Source organism: Peribacillus sp. 05N428, from assembly GCF_056397085.1.
Genome location: NZ_JBFTMS010000012.1, coordinates 1 through 13,544 on the forward strand (window position 1 = coordinate 1; position 13,544 = coordinate 13,544).

Sequence of the window (13,544 nt, forward strand, 5' to 3'; positions counted from 1 at the left end):
CGCGTCGAGCCAAGATTTTATTCCACGCTTCCTCCAGCCCTTACCTCACGATAAGTACCTTGCGCTTCCTTAGTGGTTGGTCGATGTGTACCCCCACAGTGGACTTTCACCACCTAGATAGATGCCATGCCTGGCACACAAGAAAAAGCTGATTTTATGAAAAATCAGCTTCTGCTTAAAAGTTTTTTATTTTCTTTGTTGCATAAATTTTAAAACCGAATATGAAAACAAGCCCCATTGCCAAGGCGGCTAAAGCGGACATCCATTCCCCTTTCACTAGCAGGACCAAACTGAAGACAAGGTCCTCAAATAATAGGAAATAGGAAATTAGTTTTATGACTGCAGATTCTCTCATTTTTGCTGGCAATGGATACAATGAGACCCATACTTTCCACTCATGTGCCTTCCAAACCGGCAGCAGTTGCAGGGCTGTCATGAATAAGAACATGAACGTAACAATCAAATGTGCAAATATGTTAGTGAATACACTTAAAATCACGGATCCCATGATCGTTAAACGAAAACAAAGTCCCACATAATCATTGGATCGCAGAAGGGTACGAGCGTAAAGATAGGTATAAGTTGATTTATCACCATACGGAATGAGTGCTAATAGCCAGTCCATCCATTTCCTTCTCGCTACCTTCCCTTTCAAATGAGGAACATCAGTAAACATGTTCGCTATTCGATAGAAAGAATTCATCCGTTTGTTTTCCAGTTCCACCAGCCGTTCCCACTTCAGCACGAAACCTTTAGTCGCGCTTCGGTAATACATGTAAAGTGCTAACAATAATAAGAAGGTTATAAGTGCAAACAGTATATTTGCCCTTGAACAGATGAAATAAAGAATCACACCATTAAGTAAAAAGCGGATGAGAGAGTCCCAATGGCTCACAGATGTATCCTGATATTTCAATACCAGCCAGCGCATGGTCAAATTCAAAAACTTCAAAATAAGCAAAACGGCCAGGATGATCCCAAGGTCCTTACCTCCTGCACCCGTAACCTTCGAATACATCGGTATCGATGCAATCAGGACAACCAGAAGAATAAAGCCCTGCATGACCCAGCTTATTATCAATGAATTCTTGAAATAACTTCTCAACTTCGTTTCAAGCGGAAGCAGGAATACCGTATCGGGTTCTTTCAAGAAAGTATTTATCGGGCTTCTGGTTACAATGATCGATAAAACAAAGGCCATGATCAATGCAGCAGGGAAATCACTGTTTAACGTCTTCACCCAATCACTGTAATAATAAGCCAACCCACCAAGAACCAATACCATGACAAAAACAAGATGGCCATTAAAAATATAACGAAGATATTTTTGCGTTTCATTTATATAGCCTAAATATCTTTCCTTCCAGAGATTTTGACTATTCATGACCGATTTCTTCTTTCGTCAATTGGATATATAAATCGTCCAGAGTTGCCCCTGGCATGGAAAATTGTTCACGAAGCTGCTCAAGATTGCCTTTCGCCCGAATCTCTCCATTATGCAGTATGATGAAAGAATCACAATACCTCTCGGCTGTCGCCAGAATGTGTGTAGACATTAAAATTCCCGCTCCGCTCTCTTTCATCTTCCTCATCAAATCAAGCAGGGATTGAATGCCTAGTGGATCAAGACCTACGAAGGGTTCATCGACGATATATAAAGACGGCTGTACTAAAAAGGCGCACATTATCATGACCTTTTGCTTCATTCCCTTTGAAAAATGGGCCGGGAACCATTTAAGCCTTTTCTCCATATGGAATTCCTTTAACAGAACGTCCATCCTCTCTTTAAATGTGGCTTCCGCCAAACCATGTGCCATGGCTGTAAGCTTTAAATGCTCCTCAAGTGTAAGCTCATCATACAAAATGGGCGTTTCTGGAACATAAGTGAATTGTTTTCGATATGTATCCGGGTCCTGAGCTAGTGTTTTACCATGAATCGAGACGCTTCCGCCTTTCGGCTCCATGAGTCCGATGATATGTTTAATCGTCGTACTTTTCCCAGCCCCGTTAAGCCCAATTAACCCAACGAGCTCATTTGGCTGAATGTCAAAACTTATTCCTTTTAAAACGGGCGTTTTCGTGTATCCGCCCACTAGCTGCTTTATTTCCAATAAGGACATATAAACGATCCTTTCTATATAGAGGTTCTTATTTCCATTTTATCAAATTCTCCTGCTTTTATATAGTCGAGTGTTCCCGGAACTAAATTTCCATAAATAACTAATTATATTTTTGCTGCATGATGGTCATCATAAATAAGGAAGAAGGGGTTAGTCATTACGTGTGATTCACATCATATTGTAAATGAGGTGTCAGTTAAAGACGTATTATACTGAAATACCCATTAGGTTTATTACAAATGATTTACATCATATTGTAAATGAGGTGTCAGTTAAAGACGTATAAACTGAATTAAACCATAAGCTTCATAACAAAAATCGTTTCGAGCAAGGAGATGGTTCTCTTGCACGTAAAAGCAGAAAAATCATTCAATAATTATCAATTATGCTTTAAAAGTTGATGAAACTTTAAAGATATAGGAGATGGTTGCTTTGAATGGAAAATCTCTATTTAGATAATAACCATATTTTACTACAATGTAGATGAGGTGTTTGTCGCAGAGAATTTATGCTAATGCGAATTTTGAAGCAAAACCCCCTTTTTCGACAGGCAGGGTGCAACTTAATGTTGCATCCTGTTTTTATATTTTTCCTTTTCTCAAGGATTCAAGCTATGGTACGATTAACCAAATACATTAACTTTTAAAGGAGCGTTATTCATGAGTGATTGCATTTTTTGCAAAATAATCGATGGGGAAATTCCAAGTAGTAAAGTTTTCGAAAATGAACATGTTTTGGCCTTTCTCGATATCAGTCAAGTAACGAAAGGCCATACTCTGGTAATACCTAAAGTACATAAGGAAAATCTTTATGAGTTGACACCTGAGATTGCCCAGAACCTTTTTGAAGTGGTGCCGGAAATTGCCCGCGCCATGAAGCAGGAATTCCAACCGGTAGGCCTGAACCTTTTAAATAATAACGGTGAAGCTGCAGGGCAGTCCGTTTTCCATTTTCATATGCATTTAATTCCTCGGCATGGGGAAGGTGACGGCTTTGGTGCAGTTTGGAAAACCAATACCAGCGACTATACACCGGATGACCTGAAACAAATTGCTGACTCCATTGCACAGCATATAAAATGAGACCGCATTAGCCTGTGAAGAAGGTTTCTTTCTCCTGACTAAACGCTGGTTGCATCAAAAACAATGATTCCGAGTTGGTCCTCACTTTAAAGTGCAGGACCTTTTTACTTTGGCCTATCATTAAAACGAATTGTCACTTAAAATTCTAAATTTTCCTCCTATTGAATTTAGTTTTCTGGTAGGATATATGAATAGTCTCAAATACTTTATCACATAGTCGCATAGGAGGAAAAAAATTGAAACGTGCACGCAATTTTAACGCTGGGCCAGCCGCCCTTCCTTTAGAAGTTTTACAAAGAGCCCAAAACGAGTGGTTGAATATTGAGGATTCCGGTATGTCAGTCATGGAATTAAGCCATAGAAGTTCCGAATTCGAAAAAATTCATAACCATGCCATTCAATCATTAAAAGATCTTATGGAAATTCCTGAAAATTATGAAGTTCTCCTGCTGCAAGGAGGGGCAAGTCTACAATTTTCCATGATTCCCATGAACATTTTGAAAGATGGAAAAAGGGCAGATTATGTCCTCACTGGTTCTTGGTCGGAAAAAGCATTAAAAGAAGCCAAAAAGGTTGGTGAAACGGCCGTAGTCGCTTCATCCAAAGATGAAAAATATACGTTCATCCCTAAAGTGGAAGATATCAAATTGAATGACGATGCTGCCTATCTTCATATCACAAGTAATAATACGATTTACGGAACACAGTGGAAGGATTTCCCGGAAACAGGCAACATTCCTCTAGTAGCCGATATGTCGAGTGATATTCTCAGCAAAAAGATTGATATTAGTAAATTCGGCATCATCTATGCTGGAGCACAAAAGAATCTAGGTCCGTCGGGAATCACAGTCGTTATCATCCGTAAAGATTTAATAACGGATAATGACAAAATCCCATCCATGATGAACTATTCAATCCATTCGAAAAATAATTCTTTATACAACACTCCTCCGACATTGGCCATTTACTTATTGTCCCTTGTGTTGGATTGGGCAAAAGATCAGGGCGGAGTAGAAAAGATTGCTGAAATCAACGAAGAAAAAGCAAAAGTCATTTACGATGCCATCGACGGCAGTGATGGTTTTTATAAAGGCCATGCCCTACCGGACAGCCGTTCATTAATGAACGTAACGTTCACGCTTCCGTCTGAAGAAGCTGAAGTGCAATTCCTTAAAGAAGTGAAGGAAGCCGGATTCGTAGGACTGAACGGTCACCGTTCCATCGGCGGCTGCAGAGCATCCATCTATAATGCGGTCCCTCTATCCCATTGCCAGGACCTTGCTGATTTCATGAAGAAATTCCAGGAATCGTATAAAGCGAAGGAAGCTCAAACTCTTTAATTCAAACAAATATAACTTCTAAAAAAATAGGTCTTATGATATACTATTTTAAACTTCTTGCAACAGGCAATAGTGCATTGTTGAAGAAAAGCTGTTAGTTGAGATGAGAATAGGAGAGATGAGTAAATGAAAACGAAAACCCTTGTGTCACTGTCCCTATTAATCGGGATTGGGGCTGCCCTGCATTTTATCGTACCTGGATTCTTCCTTGGAATGAAACCGGATATGATGCTGTTGATGATGTTTTTGGCGATAACCCTGTTTCCCGCTAAGAAGAATGTATTCATTGTCGCCCTGGCAGCAGGAGCCATCTCTGCCATGACAACTACATTTCCAGCAGGACAGATCCCAAATATCATAGACAAATTGGCAACAGCCTTTCTGTTTTACCTTTTATTCATCAGTCTAAAGAAGTTTTCAACATCCGTTGTCACCGTTAGTATCTTGACTGCCGTTGGAACATTGATTTCCGGCGCTGTCTTCCTTGGTTCGGCTTATTATATCGTTTCCCTTCCAGGGCCTTTCGTTGCACTTTTCGGCGCTGTTGTGCTTCCTGCCGTATTGTTAAATACAGTTGCGATGGTCATCATTTATCCAATTGTGAACGGCATCGTAAGAAAATCAAATATACCCATTAATGCTTAAGCAGCAGGATCATCATACCTAAAAAAGCACCGGAATGTCCGGTGCTTTTTTTTCCAATCATATGAATCTGGAATTCTAGTCAGAATCACCCTCCAATGATCAATGAATCAACATCCACATAAACCAAATGAAAAGCAGTAAAACCCCGGGGAGACCCATAGCGAAGGCTCTAGCCTGGAGCACCCTCCTAGGCGGATAGATGCCAGGAGTTTTTGCTTGCCTTAGAAAATAACCCATCCCGCACAGGCATACCAGGCCTAATAAAAAAATGATTTTCATTATTAACCCACCAGTGCCATCCATGTTCCGACAGCTTGTTTTTATTATCTATATGCCGCTCTTCCCTTTATATGAAGCATTATTATTAAAGCTTCAAGTTATTTTTAAATATTATATATTGGCTCTCTAAGTTTAAAAAAATATTTTTGTGATATAAAGATAAAATGGTCGATTCTCTTCCATAAGGATGAAAATTATGGTATTTTGATATCAATAGTATTTCTCTCCCTATTTATCATAATTTCCAATTGATGCAGCAGGGATTCAGACCATGGAAAGCGAAAACATATTATAAAATGAGGTGATCCTAATGAAAGCAAAATCATTACTAATTGGCTTTTTGACCGGAACAGTAGTAGCTGGTGCGGCAACCTTACTTTCGACACCAAGTTCAGGTAAAGACCTACGGACCCGCATCAAGACGAATACCGACGAAATTAAGACTACAATTGATGAATTAAAGGTAAAAATGCAGAATATTAAAGATGACACGATGGAAGCTTCACAAATCAGTAAAGAAACGGTAAAAACATTCATTTCGGATGTTCAGGTCGTCATCGAGAACTGGAAGCGGGAAATCGAACCCAATAAGAATGAATTATTGAAGAACGTTCAGGAAATTGAAAATTCATTGAAAGAATTGGAAGCGGCCGCCCCTACTTCTAAAAATTAATAGCTGACATCGTCACATAAGCTTGATTCTCCATTTTTCCCAATAAATTACATGGTTTATTGGAGAAGAATGGAGAATTCATTAAAAAACTAAAATTTTCTAAAAATTTTGCAAATATTTATCTTTATTAATTTTTATTTTATTGTCATAATAAATATATAGAATCTTATAAGTAGGTGAGCCCATAATATGCAGAATAAAAATTATTCTATGAAAGAAGCAATGATTTTTAGTCAACGAATTGCACAATTAAGCAAAGCATTATGGAAATCGATTGAAAAAGATTGGCAGCAATGGATCAAGCCCTATGATTTAAACATCAATGAGCACCATATTCTATGGATTGCCTACCATCTTAATGGCTCTTCCATTTCAGATGTTGCGAAATTTGGGGTCATGCATGTTTCTACCGCATTTAACTTTTCAAAAAAATTAGAGGAACGCGGATACTTAACATTTTCAAAAAAGGAAAATGACAAAAGGAATACGTATATAGAGATCACAGCGGAAGGTGAAAAAATTCTACTTGATTTAATGGAGACATACGACCCAAGTAAGAACTCCGCTTTCTCGGGTGCACTTCCATTGCGTGAGCTTTATGGCAAGTTTCCGGATATGATTGAAATGATGGCCATCATCCGAAATATATACGGTGAAGACTTCATGCAAATCTTTGAACGATCCTTCGATAACATCGATCAGGAGTTTACGGACGTGGAGGGTAAAATCACAAAAAAAAAGATAGAGAAAGAAACTGAGCCAGTTTAATCTCATACTCTATCCATTTCCTTCATGAATGATACATATAAACCTTGTGAGATGCATGCATCAATGCATTCCTTTGTAGTTATTTTTGGATTAACCTTTCTTTCAAATTGATTAAAAAGCGGTCGAAAGTTCATATACCCTTCCGCTTTTTCTATTTCATAGCGTTTGCTCAAGATATCACATGCTTCCAATAATTCTTCCGCTTCCTTCTTCGTGAAATTTTTTTCCACAAATAGATAGTCCAACTTGGCCTCCGGATTGCATATAAGGTTTAATAAAAGCCGTTGATGAAAACGGAGTATTTCCATTTCTTCATTTATATTTTTCATACATCACTAATCCCCATTCAATTTAACATAAAAGACTTATAACCAATTTTTGATTTTCCACACTCGGTAATCCGCCTGATCCCCATTTCAAAACCTGCCTTAAACGCCCATAGCATGCTTACTCACCAAAGTGATTTTATCTTAAACATAATCCAAGAATTCCATTGCTTTTTCCACCCATTCATCGTAATGTATGTAAGTATATTCAACAGCTTTGGAGGGCTGATTTCGAAATGAATTCGTGGAAAACAATTGACGTGGCAAAACAATATGGGAATTGCCGTCTGCTCTTTTTTTCAGTTTTTACTATATTGATGTCTTTTGTTCTGATCTATACATTATTAAGTGTCTTTTCAACCCATGTTATTTTGTATGGCGATCAAACAATGGTATTTTTTAGCCTATTGCTCTTATTATATCCTGTTCACAAACTATTACACTATTTACCTTTACGATTATTATGTAAAAAAGTGAAAACTTCATGGTCCTTGAAGTGGAACCTGGTGTTAACATGCAGAGTCAATGTGCATGATCCGATTCGAAAGCATCTTTATCTCTTGACCCTTATGTTGCCTTTCGTCATTATGTCAGTCACATTGATTAGTTGTGCCCTTAGTTTTCCGCATTACATCCATTATTTCACTATTTTATTATCCCTGCACACCGGCTTATGCGTATCGGATTTTATTTATATAAAAAACCTTGTTGGTTCCCCAAGGCATTCTTTTATCGAGGAACATCTCGAAGGATACGATATACTTATTCAAAAGTGATTTCTTATTCATTCATAATGATGACTGCTAAGATTTTTAGGTATCTTTTTTCATTATAATTTGGTATCGTATTTATACATGATGTTTTGCAAGGAGGGATTTTAGGTTTTGATCTCGTTCTGGTTTATTATTTTTGCTATTTTGATCCTTTATAATATTAATAGAATGACAAACTCTTTATGCATTCAAAAGGAAATTGCTGAAGACCGGCAGCCTAAAGTATTCAGGACCATTAATGTATTAATTACTATTATGTTATTATCCTCCTATATTGAAATTTTGTATACGTAGAGATGAGCAACAAATGATGTCCATCATTTGTTACATACATTGGTGATACCCGGAGCATTATCCACATAAAGAAAAAGGGCGAAGCAAAAGCTTCGCCTTTTGTTTATGAGTTTATAACCAAGAAGCTCCAATGATGACTAACAGGATGAAAAGAACGACAATTAGAGCAAAGCCTCCACCTATTCCTCCAGACATTGATCTTCCTCCTTTCCATTCTTAAGTAATAATAATTTAATGCACACTCTTCTATCCGCCAAAAGGAATCCATTCCTTTCATAGCTTGAAAATCACTTAAATCTTTTTTGTTGAGCGGCTACCCTATCCTATTCAACTCCATGGCAAAAGGAGTGGGCTCTTTCCATTAGTAATTTTGCAGCCGATTAGCAATAGGCTGCTCCTACAATTATTAATAAAATGAATAACACCACTAACAAAGCGAAGCCTCCGTTAAATCCATTACCCATTATGCTACCCCCTTTTGTTGTCCTCGATTTATCATATGTAATGGATTAATATCCGGGTAGGCGTACACCCATTTTTCAAAAAATCTTATTCAAGCACCAATATAATATTTTTTGTAAAGTAACCAGAATATGTTATAGTTAATTTTGTGGAAATACGAAAAAATAGCAAACCAGAAACTTATAACTAGGAGTTGTTTTTATGAAGAAGTGGGCATTATCGATTGCTGTTACTGCAGGGCTGATCGGACTTACAGCATGCAACAGCGACAAGGAAGCAGTCGTGGAAACTAAAGCGGGGGATATAACCAAAGAAGAATTTTACAATGTAATGAAAGATCGTTATGGTGAAACCGTTCTTCAAGAACTTGTTTATGAAAAAGTTCTTTCTGAAAAATATACAGTAACGGATAAAGAAGTTAAAGCTAAAACGGACGAACTTAAAGCGCAAATGGGTGAAAATTTCGAAACGGCCCTGGCCTCTTCCGGATATAAGAGCGAAGCTGATCTTAAACGTGCACTTAAAATTGGCATGCTTCAAGAAAAAGCAGCCGTTGCCGATATAAAAGTTAAAGAAGCTGATGTGAAAAAAGCTTATGAAGACTATAAACCACAAATCAAAGCGAGACATATTCTCGTGGAAGACGAAAAAACGGCCAATGAAGTTAAAGCTAAATTGGACAAAGGTGAAGACTTTGCCAAACTTGCCAAAGAATATTCAACGGACACAGGCACAGCTGAAAAAGGCGGGGAGCTAGGCTGGTTCGGACAAGGTGAAATGGTACCTGCATTTGAAGAGCAAGCTTACAAAATGAAGAAAGATGAAATCAGCAAGCCGATTAAATCCGATTATGGCTACCACATCATCCAACTTCTTGATACAAAAGAAAAAGAATCATACGAAGATATGAAAAAAGATCTTGAATATGATTTGAAAGTCGCTCAAATTGACCAAACTAAAGTTCAGGACATTCTGAATTCTGAAGTCAAAAAAGCGGACGTGAAGATTAAAGACAAAGATTTAAAAGATGCCATCACTTCTGGTGACGCAGCCAATGCTGAAAAATAATTGAATAGTAAAAAGCGACAGGACTTTACCTGTCGCTTTTTTTTCATCATTCGGGCTATGCTCCCTGATTTATATCCTTTTTACGCCTCTCACGCTCTTCTTCCATGCGTTCAATGTATTTCTGACCTTCCTTTTCAATCCAAGCATCATCTATGAGGCGTTCCTGCCTAGCTGTCCAAATTGACATGACTGCACTGACAATTATTCCAATAAACACGAACCAGATCCAAATTGGCATGTCCATTCCCTCCCAAAAAATCTACTATTCATTTACTAGAGAATATGCACGAACAAAAAAAATATGCCTCTTTCTCCATCGAGAAAGAAGCATATTTCATTAAAATGTCGGTTTATAGAATGAACGATTATCGAGCGCGAAGACTCTTTCCGTAAATTCACCCGGCTTCACTTTTTCCAAGGCGCGGTCCATCATATTTATCTTGGCATCCATATTATCAATATAATGCAGCACTTCCGCTTCCCTAACCATTGGCGGCTTGGGACTGCCCCACTCAGCTTTACCATGGTGGCTTAATATCAAGTGCTTGAGAATCATGATTTCTTCCGCTTCAATGCCCAATTCCTCTGCAGCTTTACCGACTTCATTCACCATGATGGTGATATGCCCCAACAAGTTCCCTTCCACTGTATAAACAGTCGAAACAGGTCCAGATAACTCATGCACCTTTCCAAGGTCATGCAGAATGACCCCTGCATACAAAAGATCCTTATTGAGGGAAGGATATAGGGTTGAAATGGCCTTAGCCAGCCCTAGCATCGATACAACGTGATAGGCCAGTCCCGACATATACTCATGATGGTTCTTGGTGGCAGCAGGGAACGTCAGGAATTCATTCTGATATTTTTTAATGAGATGCCTAGTCACCCTTTGGATATTCGGATTCCTCATTTCAAAAATGTATTGAGTGATGGTTTCCATCATTTCTTCCTGACTTAAAGGAGCCGTTTGAATTAAATCGGCTTTCGTGACACCATCAGTATCTGAAGTAATTCTAATATTACGGATTTTCAATTGGCTGCGTCCTCGATAATTCTGGACTTCCCCCTGAACTTTCACTGTTGCTTCCGCACAGTATGTTTTCTCATCAGCCTCGGAAACATCCCATAGCTTTGCCTCTATCTCCCCGGTTTTATCGCACAATATCAATGTTAAAAACGGCTTTCCATTACTTGCCACCGCTTTTGTACTCGTTTTAATGTACATATATATATCTACTACTTCACCAATTCCGTAGTGTATGATCCCATTTCCCATGCGACTGCCTCCGTTCAATTAAATATCAACATTATAACATACCAATCTTGTTAGTGCGTTTAGTTTTCGTTAATAAGTGATAGACATTGGACAGGAAAAGCTAAAGCTTTGCCGTCTCTTATCACTCCACAAGAAAACCAGGCTTAATCCCAAGCCTGGCTCTCCAATCAAATCTATTTCAACAGTTTTTGTTCGGACAATACGCGCACTTCTCCTGGCCATCAATTCGGTAATATAAACAGCATGTCACCCGTTTATAAGGGTTCATGGACTCCGGAACACTTTTTTCCCCAATGAATCGTTTAAAGGGGGAACGCGTTTCAATATTCAGCCATACTTCATCGTCAAGAAGCATTTCAATGTCCTTTTCAACTCGCGTCTTTATATCAGTTTGCTTCAATAACTCACTATACATCCATACCGTATAGCTCCAAATATTTTCCCAAAGTACTAGTTTCGATATTTTAGCAGTTCCGGAAAAGAAGCGAATGGCATCAGCACCAAAGCTGTTCAATATGGAATGGAGGGCAGAAGGGCTTTCCTTTTCCGTGACATTGCTCCAACTGTTGGTTTTCAGCAAAAAATTCGGGAGCCAATGCTCATCTTCCGGATCATCCAAAACACCAAAGTCCTGAAGTGTGCCTTCCCAGATAAGCCGATGTTTACTTAACATGTACAATTGTGCCGTGACAAAAAAAGCATAGCGTCTGAACCACATTGAAATGGCTATCCTTGACGTTTCCGCCCCAGTCCGGGCTTGTGCATACTGAATAAGCTCATCAGCATGATTGAAGGTCTTGGAAACTTTGGCTTCATCTCGAAAGGATATCCGGTATCCCTGAAGTTCTTTTTCAATGGATGGTGTAAGGTTATGCATTGGCCAGCGCTTTTATCTGAGTTTGTGCGTAGCGCCCTTTACCAAACGGGACGCACATGGGACTGCCGAAAATTGGATCAAAGGATATTTGACATTCCATGCTGAATACCTGCTGTACCAATTCAGGCGTGATGATATCCTCTGGCCGTCCTTGAGCATGTATCGCCCCATTTTTAAGTGCCACCAGATTATCCGCATAACGGCAAGCTAAATTCAAATCATGAAGCACCATCACGATCGTTCGGTTCTCAAACTCATTCAAGTCGAACAATAAGTCCAAAATCTCGATTTGATGGGTCATATCAAGATATGTAGTCGGTTCATCCAACAATATGACATCCGTATCCTGAGCAAGCGTCATGGCTATCCATGCCCGTTGCTTCTGCCCTCCCGATAATTCATCGACTGCCTGATCCTTTAAATCGGTCAGATTCGTTGCTTCAATCGCCTTTTGAACTTTTTCTTCATCCACGGAACTCCACTGTTTCAACCAACTTTGATAAGGATATCTTCCTTGTTTAACAAGTTGATAGACGGTAAGCCCTTCAGGAGCAACCGGGGATTGCGGAAGAATCGCCATCTTTCTCGCTACATCCTTCGATGACATGGTTGAAATCGCTTTGCCTTCGAGCATGACCGAGCCGGATTGAGGTTTTAACAATCGGGCTACAGACCTTAGAAGTGTTGATTTTCCACATCCATTAGCACCGATGAATACGGTGATCTCCCCTTTGGGTATTTCTATATTCATATCATTTATTATTAATTTATCACCATAACCGAGCGATAAAGACTGAGTGTTAATAGCTGGTCGCATTAAAATACTCCCCTTTTAGTCTAATAATACCAGTTTAATGAAAATGATTCTCACTGTCAATCTTAAAAAGGAATATAAACCAAAAACTCCATGTCCCGTTCCTCTTAAATGAATCATTAAAGTGATTGCTCCTTTAAAGATATGAAGCTTCCTTTGGAAACATTAATCTAAAAAAAAGCACATTATACTTTCATTTATCACTGCCTGCAGCTTCCGAACGATAGTCCATTCTCCCCCTTTGCGAATTACTATCGGAATTTCCAAACTCCATTTAGCGGAAAATAAAAAAAGCCCTCCATATGGAGAGCCTGTTAACCGACAAGCAGGCGATTTGTACAATGTTCCAAGGATTCATCCCTAATGAAGGTAAATAAATCCTGATCGATAAAAGGAATTAATCCTTCTGCAATATTCCATGCATTGACCTCTATTTGATAAAGGATTTCTGATTTTCCTGTACGGTGCAGCTCCTCACTAAGCACAGCAAGATCAGGGTCTAATGCGTGCCCCATCTCATGTGTGAGAATCACCCATGTATATTCCTCAAGCCTTGCAAGCGAGCCTAGGGAGCGTTCACACTGAATTTCAATATCTCTCTCATATAAAGTGATGCTATGACCTATGGCAGAATATTTTCCCCCAACACATCGTTTGCCAGGAAACTCCTTTTCGATGATTAACTCCAAAGAAGAATCATGGCGGCTTACAAACTCATTCCTATTCAATGACTTCACTCTCTTTATC

The 13,544-nt window shown here is 38.9% G+C and carries 19 protein-coding genes; 8 read left to right on the forward strand and 11 right to left on the reverse strand.

Going from position 1 to position 13,544, the window contains the following annotated elements:
* Nucleotides 1–175: 175 nt before the first annotated feature.
* A complete protein-coding gene (locus tag AC1DIV_RS13215) occupies nt 176–1,384 on the reverse strand; it encodes an ABC transporter permease (protein WP_340875194.1) in 1,209 nt (402 codons plus the stop codon).
* The gene (locus AC1DIV_RS13220) at nt 1,377–2,120 is read right to left on the reverse strand and encodes an ABC transporter ATP-binding protein (protein WP_048677969.1); all 744 of its coding nucleotides are present in this window, start codon (nt 2,118–2,120) and stop codon (nt 1,377–1,379) included. The genes AC1DIV_RS13215 and AC1DIV_RS13220 overlap by 8 nt, the downstream gene beginning before the upstream one ends.
* Before the next feature lie 659 nt (nt 2,121–2,779).
* Between AC1DIV_RS13220 and AC1DIV_RS13225 the strand changes: the two genes are divergently transcribed.
* The 3 genes from AC1DIV_RS13225 (at nt 2,780) to AC1DIV_RS13235 (ending at nt 5,187) form a co-directional block, all read left to right on the forward strand.
* Complete coding sequence (locus AC1DIV_RS13225; protein WP_323597925.1) at nt 2,780–3,202, forward strand: HIT family protein; 423 nt, start codon at nt 2,780–2,782, stop codon at nt 3,200–3,202.
* Nucleotides 3,203–3,438: 236 nt separating this feature from the next.
* Complete coding sequence (gene serC / locus AC1DIV_RS13230) at nt 3,439–4,542, forward strand: 3-phosphoserine/phosphohydroxythreonine transaminase (RefSeq protein WP_048677967.1); 1,104 nt, start codon at nt 3,439–3,441, stop codon at nt 4,540–4,542.
* 126 nt (nt 4,543–4,668) lie between these two features.
* The gene (locus tag AC1DIV_RS13235; protein WP_034314684.1) at nt 4,669–5,187 is read left to right on the forward strand and encodes a tryptophan transporter; all 519 of its coding nucleotides are present in this window, start codon (nt 4,669–4,671) and stop codon (nt 5,185–5,187) included.
* A 99-nt stretch (nt 5,188–5,286) separates the two neighbouring features.
* Here the strand turns inward: AC1DIV_RS13235 and yhzF are convergent, their stop codons facing one another.
* The gene (gene yhzF / locus AC1DIV_RS13240) at nt 5,287–5,490 is read right to left on the reverse strand and encodes a membrane protein YhzF (RefSeq protein WP_471806132.1); all 204 of its coding nucleotides are present in this window, start codon (nt 5,488–5,490) and stop codon (nt 5,287–5,289) included.
* A gap of 286 nt (nt 5,491–5,776) precedes the next feature.
* Here yhzF and AC1DIV_RS13245 point away from each other — a divergent pair, with 286 nt between their 5' ends.
* Nucleotides 5,777–6,139: a YtxH domain-containing protein gene (locus tag AC1DIV_RS13245; protein WP_048677965.1), complete on the forward strand. Its 363-nt coding sequence runs from the start codon at nt 5,777–5,779 to the stop codon at nt 6,137–6,139.
* 189 nt (nt 6,140–6,328) lie between these two features.
* Complete coding sequence (locus tag AC1DIV_RS13250) at nt 6,329–6,907, forward strand: HTH-type transcriptional regulator Hpr (RefSeq protein ID WP_034314691.1); 579 nt, start codon at nt 6,329–6,331, stop codon at nt 6,905–6,907.
* A 2-nt stretch (nt 6,908–6,909) separates the two neighbouring features.
* Here AC1DIV_RS13250 and AC1DIV_RS13255 read toward each other — a convergent pair whose 3' ends face one another.
* Complete coding sequence (locus AC1DIV_RS13255) at nt 6,910–7,236, reverse strand: DUF1878 family protein (RefSeq protein ID WP_340875192.1); 327 nt, start codon at nt 7,234–7,236, stop codon at nt 6,910–6,912.
* A 386-nt stretch (nt 7,237–7,622) separates the two neighbouring features.
* On the opposite strand from AC1DIV_RS13255, the gene AC1DIV_RS13260 reads away from it, so the two are divergent.
* Both AC1DIV_RS13260 and AC1DIV_RS13265 read left to right on the forward strand, forming a co-directional pair.
* On the forward strand, nt 7,623–8,009 hold the full coding sequence (locus tag AC1DIV_RS13260; RefSeq protein WP_477576571.1) for a DUF3267 domain-containing protein: 387 nt from the start codon (nt 7,623–7,625) through the stop codon (nt 8,007–8,009).
* Between the two features lie 108 nt (nt 8,010–8,117).
* Nucleotides 8,118–8,300 carry a hypothetical protein gene (locus tag AC1DIV_RS13265; RefSeq protein ID WP_034314696.1) on the forward strand — a complete coding sequence of 61 codons (183 nt, stop codon included), beginning with the start codon at nt 8,118–8,120 and terminating at the stop codon, nt 8,298–8,300.
* Between the two features lie 111 nt (nt 8,301–8,411).
* Here AC1DIV_RS13265 and AC1DIV_RS13270 read toward each other — a convergent pair whose 3' ends face one another.
* Together AC1DIV_RS13270 and AC1DIV_RS13275 are read right to left on the reverse strand one after the other, a co-directional pair.
* Nucleotides 8,412–8,495 carry a YjcZ family sporulation protein gene (locus tag AC1DIV_RS13270; RefSeq protein WP_034314699.1) on the reverse strand — a complete coding sequence of 28 codons (84 nt, stop codon included), beginning with the start codon at nt 8,493–8,495 and terminating at the stop codon, nt 8,412–8,414.
* A 185-nt stretch (nt 8,496–8,680) separates the two neighbouring features.
* Nucleotides 8,681–8,764 carry a YjcZ family sporulation protein gene (locus tag AC1DIV_RS13275; protein WP_034314701.1) on the reverse strand — a complete coding sequence of 28 codons (84 nt, stop codon included), beginning with the start codon at nt 8,762–8,764 and terminating at the stop codon, nt 8,681–8,683.
* Between the two features lie 199 nt (nt 8,765–8,963).
* Here AC1DIV_RS13275 and AC1DIV_RS13280 point away from each other — a divergent pair, with 199 nt between their 5' ends.
* Nucleotides 8,964–9,830, forward strand: a complete 867-nt coding sequence (locus AC1DIV_RS13280) for a peptidylprolyl isomerase (protein ID WP_048677963.1) — start codon at nt 8,964–8,966, stop codon at nt 9,828–9,830.
* Between the two features lie 55 nt (nt 9,831–9,885).
* On the opposite strand, the gene AC1DIV_RS13285 is transcribed toward AC1DIV_RS13280, so the two are convergent.
* The 5 genes from AC1DIV_RS13285 to AC1DIV_RS13305 form a co-directional block, all read right to left on the reverse strand.
* Nucleotides 9,886–10,068, reverse strand: coding sequence for a sporulation YhaL family protein (locus tag AC1DIV_RS13285; protein WP_053344914.1), 183 nt, complete (start codon nt 10,066–10,068; stop codon nt 9,886–9,888).
* A 99-nt stretch (nt 10,069–10,167) separates the two neighbouring features.
* The gene (gene yhaM / locus AC1DIV_RS13290; RefSeq protein WP_063591870.1) at nt 10,168–11,106 is read right to left on the reverse strand and encodes a 3'-5' exoribonuclease YhaM; all 939 of its coding nucleotides are present in this window, start codon (nt 11,104–11,106) and stop codon (nt 10,168–10,170) included.
* 178 nt (nt 11,107–11,284) lie between these two features.
* Nucleotides 11,285–11,983 (reverse strand): (2Fe-2S)-binding protein, encoded by a 699-nt coding sequence (locus AC1DIV_RS13295; RefSeq protein ID WP_340875189.1) that lies wholly within the window; start codon nt 11,981–11,983, stop codon nt 11,285–11,287.
* Nucleotides 11,976–12,800, reverse strand: coding sequence for an ABC transporter ATP-binding protein (locus AC1DIV_RS13300; protein WP_340875187.1), 825 nt, complete (start codon nt 12,798–12,800; stop codon nt 11,976–11,978). The genes AC1DIV_RS13295 and AC1DIV_RS13300 overlap by 8 nt, the downstream gene beginning before the upstream one ends.
* 311 nt (nt 12,801–13,111) lie before the next feature.
* The gene (locus tag AC1DIV_RS13305) at nt 13,112–13,525 is read right to left on the reverse strand and encodes a hypothetical protein (protein ID WP_318291125.1); all 414 of its coding nucleotides are present in this window, start codon (nt 13,523–13,525) and stop codon (nt 13,112–13,114) included.
* Nucleotides 13,526–13,544: the final 19 nt, after the last annotated feature.